At 40.2% G+C, this 21,733-nt stretch carries 18 protein-coding genes and 1 riboswitch; of the genes, 9 read left to right on the top strand and 9 right to left on the bottom strand.

Annotated features, from left to right (window positions below):
• Nucleotides 1-182: 182 nt before the first annotated feature.
• Nucleotides 183-2,006, top strand: a complete 1,824-nt coding sequence (typA, locus tag QL995_RS11380) for a translational GTPase TypA (RefSeq protein WP_010554793.1) — start codon at nucleotides 183-185, stop codon at nucleotides 2,004-2,006.
• Between the two features lie 290 nt (nucleotides 2,007-2,296).
• Nucleotides 2,297-3,238 (top strand): 5'-nucleotidase, encoded by a 942-nt coding sequence (locus QL995_RS11375; protein WP_197184151.1) that lies wholly within the window; start codon nucleotides 2,297-2,299, stop codon nucleotides 3,236-3,238.
• 155 nt (nucleotides 3,239-3,393) lie between these two features.
• On the opposite strand, the gene QL995_RS11370 is transcribed toward QL995_RS11375, so the two are convergent.
• The 3 genes from QL995_RS11370 to QL995_RS11360 all read right to left on the bottom strand — a co-directional run bounded on the left by QL995_RS11370 (nucleotide 3,394) and on the right by QL995_RS11360 (nucleotide 6,000).
• On the bottom strand, nucleotides 3,394-4,122 hold the full coding sequence (locus QL995_RS11370; RefSeq protein ID WP_024593452.1) for a CBM9 family sugar-binding protein: 729 nt from the start codon (nucleotides 4,120-4,122) through the stop codon (nucleotides 3,394-3,396).
• A 67-nt stretch (nucleotides 4,123-4,189) separates the two neighbouring features.
• Entirely contained in the window at nucleotides 4,190-5,269 is a 1,080-nt protein-coding gene (locus QL995_RS11365) for an MBL fold metallo-hydrolase (RefSeq protein WP_024593451.1), read from the bottom strand.
• 74 nt (nucleotides 5,270-5,343) lie between these two features.
• A complete protein-coding gene (locus tag QL995_RS11360) occupies nucleotides 5,344-6,000 on the bottom strand; it encodes a DUF2959 domain-containing protein (RefSeq protein ID WP_010554796.1) in 657 nt (218 codons plus the stop codon).
• A gap of 87 nt (nucleotides 6,001-6,087) precedes the next feature.
• Here QL995_RS11360 and QL995_RS11355 point away from each other — a divergent pair, with 87 nt between their 5' ends.
• Both QL995_RS11355 and dtd read left to right on the top strand, forming a co-directional pair.
• Entirely contained in the window at nucleotides 6,088-6,993 is a 906-nt protein-coding gene (locus QL995_RS11355; protein WP_007582159.1) for a virulence factor BrkB family protein, read from the top strand.
• The gene (gene dtd, locus QL995_RS11350; RefSeq protein ID WP_290294196.1) at nucleotides 6,994-7,431 is read left to right on the top strand and encodes a D-aminoacyl-tRNA deacylase; all 438 of its coding nucleotides are present in this window, start codon (nucleotides 6,994-6,996) and stop codon (nucleotides 7,429-7,431) included. It abuts the gene before it with no gap.
• On the opposite strand, the gene QL995_RS11345 is transcribed toward dtd, so the two are convergent.
• Nucleotides 7,420-8,133: a fused MFS/spermidine synthase gene (locus tag QL995_RS11345; RefSeq protein ID WP_290294195.1), complete on the bottom strand. Its 714-nt coding sequence runs from the start codon at nucleotides 8,131-8,133 to the stop codon at nucleotides 7,420-7,422. The genes dtd and QL995_RS11345 overlap by 12 nt on opposite strands.
• Before the next feature lie 247 nt (nucleotides 8,134-8,380).
• Between QL995_RS11345 and QL995_RS11340 the strand changes: the two genes are divergently transcribed.
• On the top strand, nucleotides 8,381-9,274 hold the full coding sequence (locus tag QL995_RS11340) for a bifunctional GNAT family N-acetyltransferase/hotdog fold thioesterase (protein WP_290294194.1): 894 nt from the start codon (nucleotides 8,381-8,383) through the stop codon (nucleotides 9,272-9,274).
• A gap of 72 nt (nucleotides 9,275-9,346) precedes the next feature.
• Here the strand turns inward: QL995_RS11340 and QL995_RS11335 are convergent, their stop codons facing one another.
• From QL995_RS11335 to dapA, 5 genes are all read right to left on the bottom strand, one after another.
• The gene (locus tag QL995_RS11335; RefSeq protein WP_024607652.1) at nucleotides 9,347-10,381 is read right to left on the bottom strand and encodes a phospholipase A; all 1,035 of its coding nucleotides are present in this window, start codon (nucleotides 10,379-10,381) and stop codon (nucleotides 9,347-9,349) included.
• Nucleotides 10,382-10,599: 218 nt separating this feature from the next.
• Nucleotides 10,600-11,721, bottom strand: a complete 1,122-nt coding sequence (locus QL995_RS11330) for a succinylglutamate desuccinylase/aspartoacylase family protein (protein ID WP_290294193.1) — start codon at nucleotides 11,719-11,721, stop codon at nucleotides 10,600-10,602.
• 5 nt (nucleotides 11,722-11,726) lie between these two features.
• Nucleotides 11,727-12,932: a PLP-dependent decarboxylase gene (locus QL995_RS11325; RefSeq protein WP_290294192.1), complete on the bottom strand. Its 1,206-nt coding sequence runs from the start codon at nucleotides 12,930-12,932 to the stop codon at nucleotides 11,727-11,729.
• On the bottom strand, nucleotides 12,932-13,672 hold the full coding sequence (locus tag QL995_RS11320) for a 2,3,4,5-tetrahydropyridine-2,6-dicarboxylate N-succinyltransferase (RefSeq protein WP_007376223.1): 741 nt from the start codon (nucleotides 13,670-13,672) through the stop codon (nucleotides 12,932-12,934). Before QL995_RS11320 ends, QL995_RS11325 begins: the two co-directional genes overlap by 1 nt.
• A gap of 15 nt (nucleotides 13,673-13,687) precedes the next feature.
• The gene (dapA, locus tag QL995_RS11315) at nucleotides 13,688-14,572 is read right to left on the bottom strand and encodes a 4-hydroxy-tetrahydrodipicolinate synthase (protein WP_290294191.1); all 885 of its coding nucleotides are present in this window, start codon (nucleotides 14,570-14,572) and stop codon (nucleotides 13,688-13,690) included.
• Between the two features lie 190 nt (nucleotides 14,573-14,762).
• A riboswitch (Lysine riboswitch) is annotated at nucleotides 14,763-14,962 on the bottom strand.
• 192 nt (nucleotides 14,963-15,154) lie between these two features.
• On the opposite strand from dapA, the gene QL995_RS11310 reads away from it, so the two are divergent.
• The 4 genes from QL995_RS11310 (at nucleotide 15,155) to acnB (ending at nucleotide 21,619) form a co-directional block, all read left to right on the top strand.
• A complete protein-coding gene (locus QL995_RS11310) occupies nucleotides 15,155-15,850 on the top strand; it encodes a DNA-3-methyladenine glycosylase I (protein WP_024589543.1) in 696 nt (231 codons plus the stop codon).
• Between the two features lie 11 nt (nucleotides 15,851-15,861).
• Nucleotides 15,862-17,271, top strand: a complete 1,410-nt coding sequence (locus tag QL995_RS11305) for a protein adenylyltransferase SelO family protein (protein WP_290294190.1) — start codon at nucleotides 15,862-15,864, stop codon at nucleotides 17,269-17,271.
• Nucleotides 17,272-17,667: 396 nt separating this feature from the next.
• A complete protein-coding gene (locus QL995_RS11300) occupies nucleotides 17,668-18,729 on the top strand; it encodes an OmpA family protein (protein ID WP_007579984.1) in 1,062 nt (353 codons plus the stop codon).
• A 292-nt stretch (nucleotides 18,730-19,021) separates the two neighbouring features.
• Entirely contained in the window at nucleotides 19,022-21,619 is a 2,598-nt protein-coding gene (gene acnB, locus QL995_RS11295) for a bifunctional aconitate hydratase 2/2-methylisocitrate dehydratase (RefSeq protein ID WP_007579986.1), read from the top strand.
• Nucleotides 21,620-21,733: the final 114 nt, after the last annotated feature.

Raw genomic sequence — 21,733 nt, 5'->3', positions numbered from 1 at the left:
CAGATACTTAGTAAAAGTATTGAGAAAGTTTTAAAATATGTATTGGATAAACTTTCATCCATGTCATTAATGAGGGATAATATGCGCCCTTTTAAATCCTATGCTGGGACATCTCGCGAAAGCGTGGATGAGTGCGTAGATCTTGCAGGATCATTGAGAATTTAATTTCTCTGAGTAAATATATGAGCATCGAAAAGTTAAGAAATATAGCGATTATCGCGCACGTTGACCACGGTAAAACAACTCTGGTTGACAAACTACTTGAGCAATCAGGTACATTAGAAACACGCGGCGGTAACGAAGAGCGCGTGATGGACTCAAACGACATTGAGAAAGAACGTGGTATTACCATTTTGGCTAAAAACACAGCCATCTCTTGGAACGACTACCATATCAATATCGTAGATACTCCGGGACACGCCGATTTCGGTGGTGAAGTTGAACGCGTACTTTCGATGGCTGACTCAGTATTATTACTTGTTGATGCTCAAGAAGGTCCAATGCCACAAACGCGTTTCGTTACGCAAAAGGCATTCGCGCAAGGCTTAAAGCCAATCGTAGTTATCAATAAAATTGATAAGCCAGGTTCACGTCCTGATTGGGTTATGGATCAAATCTTTGATTTATTCGACAACCTTGGCGCAACTGACGAACAGTTAGACTTTAAAGTAATCTACGCTTCAGCTATCAACGGCTGGGCAACACTAGATTTAGACGAGCCATCAGACAACATGGAACCTATGTTCAAGATGATCGTTGACGAAGTATCACCACCGGATGCAGATCCTGAAGGTGACTTCCAAATGCAAATTTCTCAACTAGATTACAACTCTTATGTTGGTGTAGTTGGTATTGGTCGTATTAAACGTGGTTCTGTTGCTCCTAACCAACAAGTTACTATTATCAGTGCTGATGGCACTACACGTAATGGTAAAATTGGCGCAGTACAAAGCTACCTAGGTCTTGAACGTATCGAAACTGATAGAGCTTACGCTGGTAACATCGTAACTGTAACAGGTATTGGTGAGCTTAAGATTTCTGATACAGTTTGTTTCCCAGGAAACGTTGAAGCATTACCACCACTAAGTGTTGATGAGCCAACTGTAACAATGACATTCTCTGTAAATAACTCACCTTTCTGTGGTAAAGAAGGTAAGTTTGTAACGTCACGTAATATCCGTGAACGTTTAGACAAAGAATTAGTACACAACGTAGCACTTCGCGTTGAAGATACTGGTAGCCCAGATAGCTTCCGTGTTTCTGGTCGTGGTGAATTACACCTAGGTATCTTAATCGAGAACATGCGTCGTGAAGGTTACGAGCTTTCAGTTTCTCGTCCAGAAGTTATCTTACGTACTGTAGATGGCGTTCTAGAAGAACCGTTTGAAACAGTGACTATTGACTGTCAAGACGAGCACCAAGGTTCTGTTATGGAACAAGTTGGTCTACGTAAAGGTGAACTTACTAACATGACTCCAGATGGCAAAGGCCGTATGCGTTTAGATTTCATGATCCCTAGCCGTGGTTTAATTGGTTTCCAAACTGATTTCATGACGCTTACTTCGGGTTCTGGTCTTATGTACCATACGTTCGATCATTACGGTCCTCACAAAGGTGGCGACATCGGTGTTCGTAAGAACGGCGTAATGATTGCAAACGCAACTGGTAAAGCACTTACTAACGCATTATTCAACTTACAAGAACGCGGCCGTTTATTCATCGGTCACGGTGTTGAAGTATACGAAGGTATGGTTATCGGTATTCATAACCGTGATAACGACCTTACAGTTAACGCCCTTAAAGGCAAGCAGTTAACTAACGTACGTGCATCTGGTACTGATGAAGCGCAAACGCTTTCTCCACACCTTAACTACTCACTTGAGCAAGCGCTTGAGTTCATCGATGATGACGAGCTAGTTGAAGTAACTCCACTAAACATTCGTATTCGTAAGCGTTACCTTACTGAAAACGAGCGTAAACGTGCAGGTCGTGGACCTAAGTCATAATCTATTAATTTAGAATAATGATTTTAAAAGCCGCTGTATTGAAAAATACAGCGGCTTTTTTGTGGGTGAAGGTTAATTGAGTAAAAAGGTTGAAGGAGTTTTTACTACAGAGCTCACCGAGGCGCTGCGTGGTATATCTAGGTCGACTTGTAAATTTGTATTGTTTTTGGGTAATAGTGTTGTTATATATTAGCAAGGGTTTTGCTGGTGCAAACACTAAATATTTATCGGTATTCTTGGTGGTGCACTGTTAGAGTTTTTAATTATTAAATCTCAATTTGGAGTATATTATGGCCTATGAGTTAGGGAAAAGACTAGTAATTGGTGTAGCTTCAAGTGCTATGTTTGATTTGTTAGAATCGGATACTGTTTTCAGAAAGCAGGGTGAGGAAGAGTATAGGAAGTACCAATTAGAAAATCTTGATAACCCGCTTGATAAAGGAGTGTCATTTTCATTTATTAAACGGTTACTTTCTTTAAATAACTTAAGCGAGAATCCTAAAACTGATCCTTTAGTGGAAGTAGTATTACTATCACGTAATGATCCAGATACCGGATTACGTGTCATGAAATCGATTAAGCACCATGGCTTACCAATATCACGTGCTATTTTTATGCAAGGAAAATCTCCTTACGAATATATTCCAGCATTAAGTATATCTTTATTTTTATCCGGTAATTCTTCTGATATCAAAGAAGCAATAGATATGGGATACCCTGCGGGTCATGTTCTCGAATCAGCAATTGTAGATGAAGACGATGATGATTTAAGAATAGCTTTCGATTTTGATGGTGTTCTAGCTGACGATGAATCTGAAACGGTAATGCATAATACAAATGATGTTAACCAGTTTCATGAACATGAAACTAAGAATGTGTTGCAGCCTCATAATCCAGGACCTTTGAAAGAATTTCTTGTAAAAATATCTGATATTCAAAAATTAGAAGAAAAAAAGAAGAAATCTGATCCTGACTATAAAAATCGTCTGAGAGTTTCAATTGTAACTGCCCGTAATGCTCCATCACATGAGAGAGCTCTAAATACTCTAAAGAAATGGGGTGTAATGGCTAACGATGCATTTTTCCTCGGTGGTGTAGATAAAGGTTTAGTATTAGGAGTACTTAAGCCTCATATCTTCTTCGATGACCAATCAGGGCATTTAAACTCTACAAGTACAGTTGCCCCTTCAGTTCATATACCTTTTGGTGTTAAAAATTTAAAGTTAGACTAATCTCTATCCAAACGCATTTAATTTGATGTCATATTTAATGCGTTTTAAAATCCCCGATAATGCAAAGCCCCTGTGTTTGTTGGTGGGGTGTTTTTTCGTTGGGTTTCGCTTCGCTCAACCCAACATACGTGTTCAATTATTTTATTGGTAGTTACTTACTTTTTAGGGAGTAGGGTGATTTTGCCAAATACGTCAGCATCTATAAAACCACGGTTTCTGTCGCCATTTACTGGCTGTACTTCGTGTGAGCCCATAAAGTGCTCGCGCACGTCACTGCCATCGTTATCGCAATACGCTAACATAAATCCGATTACTTGCTTTTCGCTAAGTGTAATTGGGGTGTTTTTAGCACCTTCTTTATAATCATTAGGGTAGAGCTTTATTGCTACTTCCCAGGTAATGTTAAAAGGTGCGGTGGTGTTGCGCTTCCAGTTACTGACTAGGTGGTCGGTATACAAATGGGCTTTTTTATCAGGTCCGTAATCGGCGGCTTGGTTATCAAGGCCAATATGGTATGCCAAAGCGGTGTGATTAAATTGATGATTACCACCTGATGCATCGCTATCAATAAATACTTCAAGCGCATCGTCATCCCAATATTTATACGTTGGATCGGCGTGTGTATCTATTAAAACGTCATCCACAATATCGGCTTGTAGGTATAAATAGTTTTGATCCCACAGTAAGCGATAACGCCCTTTAAAGTCGGCATCGCTTGATGGCAGTGTGCCATCCATTAAATAAGGCATATCGTGCCAAGCGGCTTTATCCCACGCACTTTCTGATACGCCATCAATAGTAATTGGAGTTGATGTATGTTCAACATCAATAGCCATTGCTGGCGTGCTTAATAAAAAGCTTAAGGCGAGTGCTAATTTTTTCATTAATTTCTCAATTTTATTGTCGATTTGTCTTAATGTAATAACAATCTTAAAACAGCTAAGTAAATAGTTATAGTGAAATACTTTCGCCTTCGTTTAAAATATACAGCGGTGTTTTAGCATCCATTTTTTCAACCATGTGTAATAAACGTAGCAAAGCAGAGTGGCTAGTATGGTCGCCCATTTTCCAACTTGAGTTACCGTATCCCCACGGTATCATTACTTTGCAGTTAAGCTCTTGTGCTGCGTTTAGCGCATCCTCTGGTGTGGTGTGGACGTAACGATAAAATTTACCACTGTCTTTACTGTAGTAAGATGCGATAGGCATTAAGCACACATCAATATCGCCATATTTTTGCTGTATATCTTTAAAGTGGTTTGAGTAGCCTGTATCGCCTGCAAAAAATAAGGTGCTACCGTTTTGTTCGAGCAGCCAGCCATTCCATGCGTCTTTATTATTATCTTCGTAAATAAAGGGCACTAATACGCGAGCGCTAAAATGATGAGCTGGCACGGCATTAATAACTAAGTCGTCAATGCTGGTTGTTGAGTACCATGGCATTTCGGTAATATTAAAACCGCCGGTGGGGAAGTTGTCGGCCATACCGAGTGGTGTTAAATAGCGAGGTTTATTGCCAATGCTTTGTATGTCGGCTTTATTAAAGTGATCGTAATGAATATGCGAATACATTACCGCATCAATATTTTCCAGTTCTTGATCGCTAGGCCAAGCCCCTGCTTTACGATAAATACCACCGCCGAGTTTAAAGCCAAGTGCGACTGGAGAATCAAACTGATTTTTTACCGGATCAAACAGCACACTTTGACCATTTGGGGTGTTAATTACAAAACTAGCGTGGCCAAGCCAGCGTACGGTATAGCCGGTGCTAAGTTGTGGTTTAGTTTGCTGGCCTTGGTACTGGCAGTTTTCGCTGCCGGTTTTGCATAGTAAGTCTGGGTGGGCTGGGTAGCAGTTTTCAGTGCAGGTAGTAGGATATGTTTTTTCACCTGCGTATAAATTTTTATAACGACCGTTCTTATCATTAATAACAATAACTGAGTCGGGGCTGGTAATACGATTAATATTATTAGGTGCACCGCAGGCCGTTAATATACATAAGAGCGTTGTTGCGATTAAAAAGCGTTTCATTGTAAATCCCTTTTAGCATTCCCTTTAACATAAAAAAGCCTGCAATTAAGCAGGCTTGTTAAAGTAACAAATAATTAGCCAGCGCTATTCATTTGTTCAATAAATTTGTTTGAATCGGCAATCGATTTGTTCATGTCGTTCATCAACAATTGAATATCGCGTTTAAGGTTAGTGAATTCACCTTTAATAGCCGATACCGCTTGTGCATTTAAGTTATGCTTTAAGTATAAAACGTTATCATGAAGCGAGGTTAATACTGGCTCCATTTTACTCTCTGCGCTGCGCATTGAGCGTAATAGCTGATCAAATTGACGCTTAGTCGCGGCTAGCTTTTTGCTGCTTTCACGCTTAAGTGATGCGCTTTTGTATTGCTCTAACTCATCGCCCCACTCATCAAATAGCGCTTCTGCCACGTCTTCTACTTTATTGATGTTAGTTGAGACTTCGTTAGCGGCATTTAAGCTCGACTCGTAATCATCGTTTAATTGATTGTAAGTGTCTTGTAGTTCGCCACCATTAAAATCAATTAGAGTAGTTAAGCGCTCTAGTGCCGATTTAAATTCTTCTTGTGACTCTTGTTGCGAGTCTTTGGTTTCTTCTACGCGGTCAATTAGAATATCGCGTTTGTGAACACCCACTTTTTCCATCGCAGAATAATAAGCTGATTGGCAGCCAGTTAAAGTAAGTGTTACTACAAGCATTGAAACACTGAGTAATGTTTGTTTTTTCATTTGAATTCCTGTTTACGAGCGTTAGTGCTGTAAATTATGGCGCTGATTGTTATTATAATCAAAACTATATAAGCACAAGTCAATTGTATGAATGATAAGCTCTCACATTACAAACAGCAAGTTAAGTCCTTTATACGCCAGCAACCTGGTTGGTGGATGCAGTATTTTAATCGTTGTATAGACGATCAAATAACGGTTAATGCAGGTTACCTTGCTTACGTAACCCTTCTTTCTTTAGTGCCATTAATTGCGGTGGGTGTTGCTATATTTTCAGCTTTCCCGGGCTTTGAATCTACTCGCATGGAAATTGAGAGCTTTTTGTTTACTAATTTTGTACCCACCTCTACCGATGTTATTAGAGAGCACATTAGCTCCTTTGCGGGCAATGCCAACCAAATGACGGCGGTAGGTATTGGCTTTTTAGCTGCAATTGCATTGCTGTTAATACGTAATGTAGATGCCACATTGAACCGAATTTGGCGCATAAAGAAAAAGCGCCCAATGATGATCTCATTTGCTGTGTACTGGATGGTTTTGAGCTTAGGGCCTATGTTGCTCGGTGCCAGTATTGGTGTTACCTCTTATATTGTATCGTTGGTGTCGTTTGCTGATCAGGGGATTCCTGGGTTTAGCGGGTTTTTGTTAAAGTTATTGCCGTATGGAATTTCGATGGTGGGCTTTATTATGCTCTACACCTTAGTGCCTAATACGCGCGTGTCGTTTAGAGCGGCAATACCTGGCGCTTTTTTTGCGGCACTTTTATTTGAGCTGACTAAAAAAGGGTTTGCACTTTATATTAGCCATTTTCCGTCGTACGAAGTTATTTATGGCGCAGTAGCAACTATTCCTATTTTATTTGTATGGGTGTATTTGTCGTGGGTCGTTGTTTTGCTTGGCGCTGAATTTACTGCGTGCATTAGCCCAAATGATATTCCAGAAACACCAGAGCTTGAACTAGAAGATGATGAACCAGCAGTAAAGGACACAGTTTAAATGCAAGGTTTAATACAACGTGTAAAGCATGCCAAAGTAGAAATTAACAACCACGTGGTAGGCGAAATTAGCCAAGGTATATTGTTGTTGCTGGGCGTTGAAAAACACGACGACAAACAAACGGCCGATAAGCTTTTACACAAGGTAAGTAATTATCGTATTTTTACTGACGAAAACGACAGAATGAACTTAAGCCTTAAAGATATTAAAGGTGAGTTACTTGTTGTTTCGCAATTTACGCTAGCGGCTGATACTAAAAAGGGTATGCGCCCTAGTTTTTCATCTGCGGCAACGCCAAGCCAAGCTAACGAGCTTTACGAATACTTTGTAGCTCAAGCTAAAGAGTTGGGGCTTACAATAGCCACAGGTGAGTTTGGTGCTGATATGCAAGTAAGCTTGTGTAACGATGGGCCCGTTACGTTTAACTTATCTGTTTAAGTTTTTGGTTACCACGACAATATGATTTACATAGCCCGTAATTTTCTGCGGGCTAACATTACAACCAAATACATCGAGTAATAGCTGCTGAAGTTGCTTTAATTGCGACTCATGCTGCGATAAAAAGTTAATAAATAGCACGCCGTTGTTATTTAAAGCCGAGTAGATTTTTTTATAAAATGCCTCTTCAAATAAAAATCGAGGCGCGTCTATTTGGCTAAATAAATCTAGAATAATCCAATCAATATTTTGCACACTTTTTAAAATCTGTTGCGCATCGGCGCACAGCAGTTGCTCATTCTTATTTGACGAAAAAAACTGGGTATAGCAATCAATAATATCGGCGTTTTTTTCAACCGATGTTATTTGTGCTTTAGGGTATTTGTGTTGTAAATAATTACGAATTGCACCGCCGCCAAGGCCGATTTCTAACACTTTTTGTGGCGGCTTAAGAGCTTGCCAGTGCTTATCTAGGTACAATAAATGTGGAAAAAGTAATAAATCCGGGTTATTTAAATCAATAACAGATTGAAGAGTGTCGTTAATAAGTAACCAGCGTAACTGCTCGTGCTCACGTACTTGAATGTGATCGCCACTGCATTTATGCCAATAGATTAACTGACCAATGCTGTGGCTATTTTCAATAAATTGATCGCTTAGCAAACCCGTCAGTGAATTTATATAATTGATTTTTTCAGTCATATTCTCAGCATAAACTAGCAACGTTAAAGCGCAATGGCCTTTGTCATTATTTTTTTACGTTATTTTACAGCCATCACCAAAGTCGTATTTGCAGTTTTTTTAAGATGGAGTATGGTATTTGCCATAATAATGCCAATCAATTTAATTATTTTATTTTTTTAGCTTGGTAGATAACCAATACTATTAGTATAGCGCCGTAGCCTTTTTTTGACTTTTATTTACGGCTTATATAACAACAGGAGTATGTATGTTTCAGGTAAGCACCCCACAAAGTAGCGAAGATTGGCAAGCGTATTACCAATTGCGTTGGCAGGTATTACGCGCGCCTTGGGGCGAGCCTCGTGGCTCTGAACAAGACGATATGGAACAAGACTCTGAGCACCGCTTTATAAAAAATAAAGAAGGCGAAGTACTAGGCGTAGCACGTTTGCACTTTAACAATCATGAACAGGCACAAGTGCGTTACATGGCCGTTGCTGAAGGGAATCGTAATCAACATATTGGTAGTCGTTTATTACATGAGCTTGAAAAAATAGCATGGACACAAAATGCCGATGAACTGGTTTTATTTGCTCGCGAACGTGCGCTTGAGTTTTATAAACGCCACGGTTACGAACTAAAAGAAAAAGCACATTTAGCGTATGGCGATGTACAACACTTTAAAATGGTAAAGCAAAAACCGTCTGAGCCGGGCTGGTTCCGTCATCCAAATTGGACGCAAGTACTACAAAATACGTGGCGTGAGTCTATTCCAATTAGTGACGCGATGGGTATTAAGGTAGAAAGCTATACCGATTGGCAATTTACAACCAGCGCCGACCTAGACGCTAACTTAAACCTACATAACACCATGTTTGCAGGCTCTATTTATAGCTTGGCCACGCTAACAGGTTGGGGCGCTACGTACTTAGCGCTTAAAGAAGCTGGGCTTGAAGGTAATATTGTATTAGCCGATGCTAACATTAAGTACTTAAAGCCGCTTACTACCGACCCACGTGGTTGTGTTGATATACAAACCTGTAAGGGCAAGTTAAGCGATTTAGAAACCGACGGTAAAGCAAGTTACGTAGTGCCTGTAACTATTTACGATGGTGATAACGTGGTTGCAGAATTTGAAGGGCAGTTTGTAGTAAAAAAATAACTGTTTAGCTGTTCAAAACACAAAAAAGCCAAGCGATGCTTGGCTTTTTTGTGTGTAAAACTTAGAGAAGTATCACAGCAGATCGGTTAATAATATACCTACACCAATACGTTCTACATCCGCATTGTAATCAATTAAGCTTTCGCCATAACCGTTAAAGTATTGTGCATAACCACGAACGCGGCCCCATAAAGGAAACGACCAGTCGAGTTGAATTGCACCACGATTATCTGAATTTAAATTGTTACGTGTCATAAAGCTAAATTCATGGTCATGAAAACGATACGCGCCGCTAAACTCAAAGTAACCCATGTATTTATATATGTCTGGGTTGTCATCGCCCTTAGCTTCTAAAATATCTTCTTTTTCGTCCTCAGCTATTCGGTACCAAGGTTTGAAGCTAAAAACAAAGCCTCTGTTTTCCCAGATAAAGTCTGCATAAATACGGTTCCACGAACGTGAGTTTGGTTGGCTTCGACCATTTGATTGATGCGAAATACCTAATGCGATTGCCATTTCGTCGCCCCATAATACGTTTTCTGGGTCGAGGTAATTTATCCAAAATATCTCTGGTTCGTAGTTAGTCTCACGAAATGGAGAAGAAATTTCTGAGTTATAAATCTGCCAATATGATTGCAGTGTAAAGCCAAAAAATATGGCTTGGTCTTTATCCGAAAAATCATCGTAAAGAGGCACTTTTATCGATAGCTGGTATTTTGCTTCTAAGTTGTCGAGCGGTTCACCGTCGTTATCGTCTGTTAGTGCATCAAAGCCATCAAATGGGCGATCGTTTGGGTGTGATACGTACGAAAGAGGCAAAATATAGTTACGCTTATGTGGCGTAATTACATTTCTATTTTTTTTACCTACTTCTTCACGAGCTTGGCGTTTATCAAGCGCGGTAAGTTGTTTGTTTTCTTCAAGAGCTGAACACTTTTTACGAAGATCGTCTAATGTTTGTTTACCATCTCCGCCAATTACCTCATTTAAAATACACTGCTTTACAAGTTCGATGTCGTTGTCTTGCTCATTTGTAGCAACTTCTTCTTGTGCGAAGGTAGCTGTACTTATTAAGGCAGAAAGTGTGATCCAGTGGCGCCAGCTCATTGTAATTCCTTGTGGGTTCGGGTTGTGTTGTATGCGTTAATTTAATTATAACGTCTTTTTACATATGTAACGGTGAACTTTTACTGAATTTGTATTTATAACAAGGTCTATACGTATACAAAGTAAATATAGATCAGAAAAAAAAGCGGCCTAGGCCGCTTTTCTAATGCAAATTAACTATTTTAGTTAATGTGCTCTCACGCAATGAGAAGGGTGAGCTAAAGCTCAAATATGTTAGTAAAAAACTTATAAAGTTCGGTGCCTTGGTTAACACTCGCCGAGGCAAAGTGCAAAATGGCAATTGCATCGCAATCGAGAGTAAGTGTTTGCAGTGGTTGCTCGCTTAAGTAGCACTCCATGCGCAAAATATTAGCAATAGGCTCACCGGCTTTAATGTGCCCACCAAGTGGGGCTATGTATTCAACCATGCCGCCAATGGGGGCGTAATAAGCAAAGTAGTTATCTAAATTACATGCATAGCGAGTCATATTAGCTGGCGTATGCGGTGCATTTTGTAAAACACCTTTGTGATTTAAGTAACTTAAAATACTGTTAGCATCGTTTAGTGCTTCTTTTAAGTCTATTTTTTCTTGGCTGCCTAGCTCTACAGTAAATGCTTCTACAGGTATTGATAATTCACGACCTTGCTCGCTAAGTGCATCACTCAAATGCCACCATGGGCAAAAGTTAGCTTCATCCATAGCACCGTCAAAATCACTAGGAATAAGCAATACATGCTCAATATTAAAGTAACGTGCGCTGTCGGTTGCATAGGTTGGGCAGTACAAATGCTTGCTTGAAATAGGGCCTGTGTGTAAATCGAGTACTATATCAGCCTGATGAGCGAGCTTTTGTAAGTTAAGCGCAATGCGTTTACCCGTATTAAGTAAATAAGCCGGGCCGTTAAGTTTTCTATCTACTTCGTCAATAAGCGCCTGTTTGAAGTTACTTTTTAATGTAGCGTCGTCATACTGGGTATGATTTTGTGCAAACTGTGCCACTAAATTCTTATTGTAGTGATACATGCGATTCCAATTAGTGCCCGTAATCGGATCGAACCTGCCAAGGGTAAACTCGCCAGATTTTTGATTACAACCAATTGGGTTAGCATAAGGCACTAATGTAATATCGCCATTAAGATTAAGGTGTTTTAATTGCTCAAGTAGCTGAAAAATAACTGCGTTACCTTGCACTTCAGCGCCATGCATATTGGCCTGAACATAAACACTAGGCCCTGTGCCATCGCCTTTTAAACGATACACCGGAATTGTAAGCGGTAAGCCGTTTGCAACTTCCCCTACTACAATGTTCTCTTGGCTGATGTGTGTTGTATTACTCATGCTTATTACCTTAAGTAGTGGCTGGCATTTTCGGCTTGGCGAACACAGGTAAGTTCACCGTTTTGCAATGTGTACTCGCCGGCGAGCTCATGGCATAAAAAATACGGCATACTTTCGGTAAATCCGTAAGCACCGCATTGGCTAAACACTAGCCAGTCGTGCTCATTTAAATCGCTTGGCAGGTTATGTTCACCCAAGCAATCAAGCGCTGTACAAAGTGGGCCGTATAAAGTGACCGCTTGAGTTTTAGCACTGGATTCACGCAGTAACGCAGCAGGAAAATCTTGTCTGGTAACAGCAGGGCGTAATAAGTGATTTATACCGCCGCTTAAAATGACTTGCTGTTGATTATAGTTTTGTTTGCGCTCTATTACTGGGTTTGCGTAATGACCACATTCGCCAACAGCATAACGACCAAGTTCCATCCATAGCTCTTCTACGCCCGCATCATTTTTAATTTTAGCGAGTGCAGCTATTAAGTCATCCCAATCAAGTGTTGTTTCGCTTTGTGTATAAGGAATACCTAAGCCGCCACCTAAATCGAGAATTTTAAGGCTAATATTTAAATCGCTGGCAAGTTGGCTAAGTGGTGCAATCATTTGTGACCACAATTCGCTTAGCTTTTGCGTGCTAAGCATGTTGCCCCACTGAAAAATATGTAAGCCGTCAAACTTAAGTGCAGGGTAGTCGGTTACATTGAGTGCTTGCCACTCATCACAACCTAAACCAAACGGCGTAAGGCTGTCGCCGCCCAGTGGGTTTTTTTCACCTTCAGGCCAACGTAATTGTACACGCAGTAATACTTGTAACTGCGTATTTTGTAATTGTGCTTGTTGGTTTAACCAACGTACTTGATTGAGGCTTTCGGCTACGAATATACGCACGCCGCGCTCAATAAAGTGTTTAATTTGTTTAGGGCTTTTTGCAGGGCCTGTGTTGAGCACGCGCTGTGAGCTAATACCTTGTGCGAGTACCTGCTCAAGCTCACCTTTACTTGCTACGTCAAAATTAAAACCAGCGTTGTCTAAGCTTTGAATAATTTTAGACAATGGGTTTGCCTTTACGGCGTACCATAGTTTTACGTCGGTTTGCGCAACTAAACGCGTAAGGTGCGTGTTTAGTTTATCTAAGTCGTAAACAAAAAAAGGTGTATCAAGTTGTTGTGTAATTGTATTTACAGCAGCTTTGATAGGCGTGCTCAAAAAACTCATTATCGTAAAACCTCTTCAAGCAATAACGATGCATCGCTTTTCTCATCGCGGTATTTAACAATTAACGCACACGACATGCTTAAGCCTTGCTCGCGCGCCCATTCGTTTGAAGCAGGGCGAGAGCCTGGTATTACAATAGCGTACTCAGGGATTGGCTCGCCTTTATCAAGTTGGCGCTCGTTTACGCAGTCGTATACCGGAATAGTTGCTGATAAACGCACGCCTGGGGCAAGTACTGCGCCTTTTTTAATGACTACGCCTTCAACAATAATACAGCCAGCGCCAATAAAGGCGTCGTCTTCTACAACTACTGGGCTTGCACCAATTGGCTCAAGTACACCACCAAGCTGTACTGCAGCACTTAAATGTACGTTTTTACCTACTTGTGCACACGAGCCAACTAATGCGTGGCTATCTACCATTGTGCCTTCGTCGATATATGCGCCAATGTTTACATACGCTGGTGGCATAATAATCGTGCCTTTAGCAACATAAGCACCACGGCGAACACTAGAGCCACCCGGCACCATACGCACGCCATCATCAGTACTAAATTCTTGTGGAGCTAAGTTATGTTTATCAACAAAGCCGCCTGCAAACTCAGTATTAGTGCCATTTTTAAAGGCATCCAAAATGCCTTGTTTTACTTCTACGTTAGCTTGCCATTGGCCGCTTTCGTTTTGTGATGCTGCGCGTACTGCGCCCGATTCTAAATTATTTAATAGTTCTAACCAGCTCATTATAAAAACCTGTATTTAATGCCAAGATAAAATGGTGTTGTTTGCAGTTGTGATGCAATCGGTTTGAGTTAACTCAAGGTGTGTTAAAGGTGGACGAAGTTGCGGGCTGCTTAAGCGACCTTGCAAATGCATCAATACCTTTACGGGAATAGGGTTTGCAACAGCAAATAGGCTATTAATAGCGCTTGACCACTGGGCAAATAAATTAGGGTGTTGACCACTTAAACTGCGCTTAACAAACTCGTGAGTTTGTGCGGGCCATGCATTTGCAGCTACCGACACCAAACCTTTTGCGCCAGCTTGAGCAAAATAAGGCATTAGCGCATCGTCGCCACTAAAAATAGCTAAATTAGGCGCCGCTTGGCGGTAAGCTTCAAACTGAGCAATACTGCCGCTCGCTTCTTTTAACGCCCATAAATTTTTATTGTTTTGTAAGTTTTGAATTGTTGCCGCTGGGATGCTAACAGCGCTTCGACCGGGTACGTTATAAAGCATACATGGGTGAGCGCTTGCATTTAGTAGGCTTTCAAACCAATGAGTTTGACCTATAGCGCCAGGCTTTGCATAAAGCGGTGAGCCAAGTAAAAAGCTATGAATTGGGAGTGTATTACAGTAGTTAACCCACTCAATTTGTTGCTTTAAGTTACTACCGCCCACAGCTACCATGAGTGGTACTGTTGGTTTTAGCTGGCATACGTGCTCAACAATGGCTTGTTGTTCTTTTAGCGTTAGTGCTAAACCTTCGCCCGTACTGCCAAGTAGCAAAATACCGTTATGTGCCGCTTCTTGATCGCTAACCAACTTAGTTAACGTGTTGTAGTCAACATCGCCGTGTTGATCAAATGGCGTAACGAGCGCGGTCCACAGTGAGTAGTCGTTTAAATTGAAGTTGTTGATCATCTCTCACGAACTTATAATTTGTACCAATTTTATTAAAAACGTGATCATTTTAGCGATAACTAATTTAATGTAATTGGTATTATTCGAAGAGTTAAAAAGCTTTATGGAAGGAGCCGCATTAACGTCGTTCGAACTAATAATTCGAAGAGCGAATGGGCTTAAAATAATAGGGCGCACGGCCTTAATATTTAAGACCAGAAGCTCTCCACCAAACTAACAAGCTGCTTTTATAAGCAGCTATTGGTGACAGTCGCTAGGGTTCAACCTAGTCGCCCGAAATAAACACCTCGCAAAAGTGGTTACTTCTCGGCGTTAATTCCCCTCACGTATGCTCACTGGAGTTTGCGCTCCTAACATACGCTACCTGAATAACGCACCTCTTCTAGCCCTTTACACCTGTTTGTAGAGTAAAAACTTACAAACCTGTGCAATTTAAATAGGGTAATTACGGCGATTAAAGCATTTTAGCCGTCTAGGTGTCAAGCGACTAAATGCATATTCATTCATCCATAATGGGAGTGGTTACGTATTGGGTGCTTTTCTCGTACACTAGCAATATAAGTAGTGAGGTATTTAATTAGTATGGAAAAATTTAGCGATATTTATAAGCGAGCGGTAGAGCGAAAAGGCTCCGAAAAAATGCTTAAGTTATTACTTGCAAAACCGCTATCTAAAAAACAACTAAGCACATTAAGTGACGACGATTGGCTTGAGGAATTTACTCGAAAAGTATTTCAAAGCGGCTTTTACTGGTCAGTCATTAATAATAAGTGGCCAGGCTTTAGAGAGGTTTTTTGGGATTTTAGCGTTGATAAGTTATTAATGATGCCACCTGATATGCTGGAACAAAAAGCAACGGATGAGCGAATTGTTCGTAACTATAAAAAAGTAAAAACAATTACCGAAAATGCTTACATGATCCACGAAATAGCAGGGGAACATGGCAGTTTTAGCCAGTTTGTCGCTAATTGGCCAGCAGACGATATTATTGGTTTATGGGCGTATTTAAAAAAACATGGTTCGCGTTTAGGCGGAAATACAGGGCCTTATGCGCTACGAGCACTTGGTAAAGATACTTTTTTACTATCACGCGATGTAGAGAATTACTTACGTGCTCATAAAATTATAGACGGCGGCTTACAAACTAAAAAATCACTGAGTGCTGCCCAAGCTTTTTTTAATGAAATGCAAAAGCAAAGCGGCTTAAGTATGCAAGAGTTAAGTTTAATTGTTGCTTATGGCGTTGGTGACAACCGTGTTGGTATAAGTCAGCAATAATAGGAATTACCATGAAATTAGTGCCAAGATACACAGACATTACGGAAAACTTTGCGATAGAAGATTTCCCTGCAAGTGTTGCCTCTCCTCAGTTATTGCTGTGGAACGAGAGCTTAGCAAAAGAGTTTAATATTAACGTTGCAGCTGATTTGCGTGCTAGCACTTTTAGCGGTAACGAGAAACAAGCGATTCCTGCGGTAGCACTTGGTTACTCTGGGCACCAATTTGGGCATTTTTCACCACGTTTAGGCGATGGGCGAGCGCATTTATTGGGCGCTATTAATGATGATAAAAACCAGTTGTGGGATATTCAATTAAAAGGCTCTGGTGCTACTCCTTACTCAAGAGGGGGAGATGGACGTTGTGCTCTTGGTCCTGCTATTCGTGAATACGTAATGAGCGAGGCAATGCATGCACTAGGCATTAAAACCACACGCTGCTTAGCGGTTGTTGGTAGTGGTGAAACGGTTTATCGCAATCCACCACAAGCAGGCGCCATAGTGACTCGTTTAGCAACGAGCCATATTCGTGTTGGCTCGTTTCAATATTTAGCGACGCAAGGCGATGTGGAAGGGCTTAAAAATTTAGCCGATTTAGCTATAGAGCGACACTACCCAGAAATAACCGATACAGGATCGCAGCGTTATTTAGCATTTTTAGGCGCTGTGATTAAAAACCAAGTTAAGCTAGTTGTGAGCTGGATGCGTGTTGGCTTTATTCACGGAGTAATGAATACCGATAATACGCTAGTAAGCGGAGAAACCATTGATTACGGCCCGTGTGCCATGATGAATAGCTTTGACTTTGATACCGTATTTAGCTCTATCGACAAACAAGGTCGGTATGCATTTGGTAATCAACCTAATATAGCTAACTGGAACTGTGCTCGTTTAGCTGAGAGTTTAATACCACTTATTAGCGATGATGACGAGCAAGCGGTTTCATTAATGACGCCATTTATTAATAGTTTTGCTGAGCAGTTTAATACTGAATTTACGGCTATGTGGGCACAAAAACTGGGTTTAAATGAATCTTGTAATAGTAGCGGCGAGTTAATCGCAGAGTTGTTAACACTATTAAAAGATAACCAGCTCGACTACATCAATACTTTCGATGCGCTTACTGAATCCTTAAAAGAAGAAGTAGTAATACCAGAGTCGCTAATTGAATGGAGAGCTAAGTGGGTAGGCTTAACCGACGATAATAGTTATGAAGTAATGAGAGCTGCAAATCCTCGTGTAATACCGCGTAATCATGTGATCGAAGAAATAATTGCACAATATAACGCTACTGGGTCTAGTGAGTTGCTACAGCGCTTTATAAAAATAGCCAGTAACCCATATTCTGACAGTGAAAAATTATCAGAATTTCAAACTACGCCGATAAATGAGAATGATTACCAGACTTTTTGTGGTACTTAACTCTTAACTTTAAATATAACCACATGATTAAAAAGAGTCATTTTTTAATCAAACATGCGCATATATCTAGGGGAATGTTAATTCTGGTGGTATTATGCGCCGAATTAAAGCCAAGCAATGTTTCTTTGCATTTACATTTATAAGTGCATTTAATTTAATTGCTCTTACATTCCTTGCTAAGTACTAATTTACAAAAAACTACTATATTTATTTTTCAATAAAGTTTTAATTTCGCCTATAGTAAGTGGATGTGTGTTGTGACTGGGCATAGAAAAAAGTTATAAACTTTATTTTTCGTTAAGTATTGATTAACAAAGGCTCAGTTAGTCTATATAAAACTGATTGAGCTAGTATCGATTAGCTACAATTTAAAATTGTTCAAATGGGAAGAAAACAATGAAATTAAAATCACTTACAATTGCAATCGCGTTGGCTGCAACTAGCGCATCTACATTCGCTGCTGATAAAGAAGAAGGTTTCTACATTGGCGCATTTGGCGACTACTATGACGCATCTTGGAAAAACATGCGTGCTCAAGCTGGTCTTGACGTAAATGAATCAACTGGCTGGGGTGTTGAAGCCGGTTACCGTTTCAGTGATTACTGGAGCGCACGTCTTGAATATGCAGATATGGATTTTAATGCTTTTGATAAAGTTGCTGGCAACCGCAACAGTATTGATGGCGAGCGTTACGGTATTGATGCTCTTTACCATTTAAATGGTGGTCCTTTCTACGGTCTTTTCGGTATTAAAGAAATGGACGTAGTAGATGACAACACATTCTTAAATGCAGGTGTTGGTTACCAACATTTCATTACAGATGGCTTATTTGTAAATGCTGAAACAGCTGTATACCAAGGTCTTGACCGTGGTTACACAGATGTAGGCGCTAAAATTGGTATTAACTACTTATTTGGCCAAAATTCAGCTCCTGTAGAGCCAGTTAAACCAGCTCCAGAGCCTAAGGTAATTGAAGTAGCTGTAGCTCCTACAGATAGCGACAACGACAACATTCCTGATGCAGATGATAAGTGTGCTAACACACCTATGACTGATGCAGTTGATGGCACTGGTTGTACTTTATATGAAGATAAAGAAGTAACTGTAAGCTTATTAGTGACTTTCCCTAACAATGCTTCAGCAGTATCTACTCAGTACTTAAACGATATTGAAAAAGTATCTGCATTCTTAAAAGAGTACCCAGATACAACAGTACTTTTAGAAGGTCACACTTCTTCTGTAGGTAAAGCAACTTACAACAAATGGTTATCTAAAAAACGTGCTGATGCAGTAGCTAAGCAATTAGTTTCTGATGGCATTGCTAAAGACCGTATTACTACAGTTGGTTTAGGTGAAGAGCGTCTTAAAAATGATGCAAACACTAAAGCTGCAAACGCAGAAAACCGTCGTGTAGAAGCGCATATCAAAACTATCAAAAACGTTAAAGTTTTACGTTAATTAAATAGTTTGTAATAAAAACCCAGCCAAGTGCTGGGTTTTTTTATGCCTGTAATAAATTAATATTGGTTAATGGTAATGATTCTTACTTAACAAGTATTCATGAAAATAGTTTTTACTACAACCACTATTCATAGTATTTATAATCGGTATAATCAGTTGCGTAACTGGATGGATTTTCATCTATCCATAAAAGCTTTATAATTACGCGTTAGAATACTATAAGTATTGGGTAACTTATTTGCGCTTGAAGCGCTACCGGATACTTTCACGTCACCAAGAGGGCAATATTGTGCTACAAGAATATCGTAAACACGTAGAAGAACGTGCCGCGTTAGGTATCGTACCAGCGCCATTAGATGCTCAGCAAACTGCTGATCTTATTGAATTAATCAAAACTCCACCTGCAGGTGAAGAAGAATTCATTTTAGATTTGTTCATTCAGCGTATACCAGCAGGTGTTGATGATGCTGCTTACATTAAAGCGGGCTTCTTAGCAGCTGTAGCTAAAGGTGAAACTAATTCTCCACTTGTTTCTAAAGAAAAAGCGGCAGAATTATTAGGTACAATGTTGGGCGGTTACAATATCGCACCAATGATTGACCTACTTGATGACGAAACACTTGCACCAATCGTAGTTAAAGGCCTTTCAAATACATTACTTATGTTTGATGCGTTCTACGATGTAGAAGAAAAAGCAAAAGCAGGTAATACATTCGCTAAGCAAATTATTGAGTCTTGGGCAAATGCAGAATGGTTTACTAATAAGCCAGCTGTTGCTGAAAAGATCTCAGTTACTGTATTTAAAGTAACTGGCGAAACAAATACTGATGACTTGTCTCCTGCACCAGATGCATGGTCTCGTCCAGATATCCCACTTCATGCTTTAGCAATGCTAAAAATTGAACGCGATGGTATTACACCTGATAAAGCGGGCGAAGTTGGTCCAATTACTCAGATTGAAGAATTAAAAACTAAAGGTTTACCACTTGCTTACGTAGGTGATGTTGTTGGTACGGGTTCTTCTCGTAAGTCTGCAACTAACTCTGTACTTTGGTTTATGGGCGATGATATCCCATTCGTACCAAACAAGCGTGTTGGCGGTGTATGTTTAGGTAATAAAATTGCTCCAATCTTCTTCAACACAATGGAAGATTCAGGCGCATTACCAATCGAATTAAATGTTGATGAACTCAACATGGGCGAGCAAATCGACATTTATCCGTACGAAGGTGTTGTTAAGCAACATGGTACTGATAAAGTGATTTCTACTTTTGAGCTTAAATCTGATGTGATTTTAGATGAAGTTCGTGCTGGTGGTCGTATTCCACTAATCATCGGTCGTGGTTTAACTGATAAAGCGCGTACATCTCTTGGCTTAGGCGCAACTGATACATTTAAAGTACCAACAGCAACAGAAGTTTCTGATAAAGGCTTCACACTAGCGCAAAAAATGGTTGGTAAAGCATGTAACGTTGCAGGTATTCGCCCAGGTCAGTACTGTGAGCCTAAAATGACAACTGTTGGTTCACAAGATACAACAGGTCCTATGACACGTGATGAACTTAAAGATCTAGCATGTTTAGGTTTCTCTGCAGATTTAACAATGCAGTCTTTCTGTCATACATCAGCTTATCCTAAGCCTATCGATGTAAGCACTCACCATACGCTTCCTGATTTCATCATGAACCGTGGCGGTGTTTCACTTCGTCCAGGTGATGGTATTATTCACTCGTGGTTAAACCGTATGTTATTACCAGATACCGTAGGTACTGGTGGTGATTCACATACACGTTTCCCATTAGGTATTTCATTCCCAGCAGGTTCGGGTGCAGTAGCATTCGCAGCAGCAACCGGTGTTATGCCGCTTGATATGCCAGAATCTATTTTGGTTCGTTTTAAAGGCGAAATGCAACCAGGTATCACTCTACGTGACCTTGTTCATGCAATCCCTTACTACGGTATCAAACAAGGTTTATTAACAGTTGAGAAAAAAGGTAAAATTAACGAATTCTCTGGTCGCGTACTAGAAATTGAAGGCGTTGAGCACCTAACTGTTGAGCAAGCGTTTGAATTATCAGATGCATCTGCAGAGCGTTCGGCAGCAGGTTGTACTGTTAAGTTATCTAAAGAGTCTATCTCTGAATACCTTGAGTCAAACATTGTTATGCTTAAGTGGATGATTTCTGAAGGTTACGGCGATGTACGTACGATTGAACGTCGTATTACTGCAATGCAAGATTGGTTAGCTAACCCAGAACTAATGGAAGCTGACGCTGATGCAGAGTACAAGCATATCGTTGAAATTGATTTAGCTGAGATTAAAGAACCTGTTCTTTGTGCTCCAAATGACCCAGATGATGCGCGTCTTCTTTCTGATGTTGCTGGCGAGAAAATTGATGAAGTATTCATCGGTTCTTGTATGACTAACATTGGTCACTTCCGTGCTGCTGGTAAGTTGCTTGATGGCTTTAAAGGTCAACTTCCGACTCAGCTTTGGGTTGCTCCACCTACTAAGATGGACAAAGACCAACTTACAGAAGAAGGTTACTACGGTATTTTTGGTCGTGTTGGCGCACGTATCGAAACTCCAGGTTGTTCACTATGTATGGGTAACCAAGCACGTGTTGCAGATAAAGCAACGGTTGTGTCTACCTCTACACGTAACTTCCCTAACCGTTTAGGTAATGGCGCAAACGTATTCTTAGCATCATCTGAGCTTGCTGCAATTGCTGCAATCATTGGTAAATTACCAACAGTTGCTGAGTACCAAGAATATGCTGCGAAGATCAATGCAACGGCGTCAGATACATACCGTTACTTGAACTTCCACCGTATGCCTGCTTACACTAAAAAAGCAGACAACGTGATTATTCAACAAGCTGTATAATTTTTAGAGTTTGTTTAAAAACCCGCTTAGGCGGGTTTTTTATTGGCTAAAATAAATATTAGATAGTTCATGCTTCTTTTTTTATATTATTGTATTAAATCTAGTCTTAAGTTA

Source organism: Pseudoalteromonas sp. APC 3358 (assembly GCF_030408075.1).
GTDB classification, from domain to species: domain Bacteria; phylum Pseudomonadota; class Gammaproteobacteria; order Enterobacterales; family Alteromonadaceae; genus Pseudoalteromonas; species Pseudoalteromonas arctica.
The sequence above is the reverse complement of the archived record's forward strand: the minus strand, read 5'-3'. Positions and strand labels throughout refer to the sequence as shown.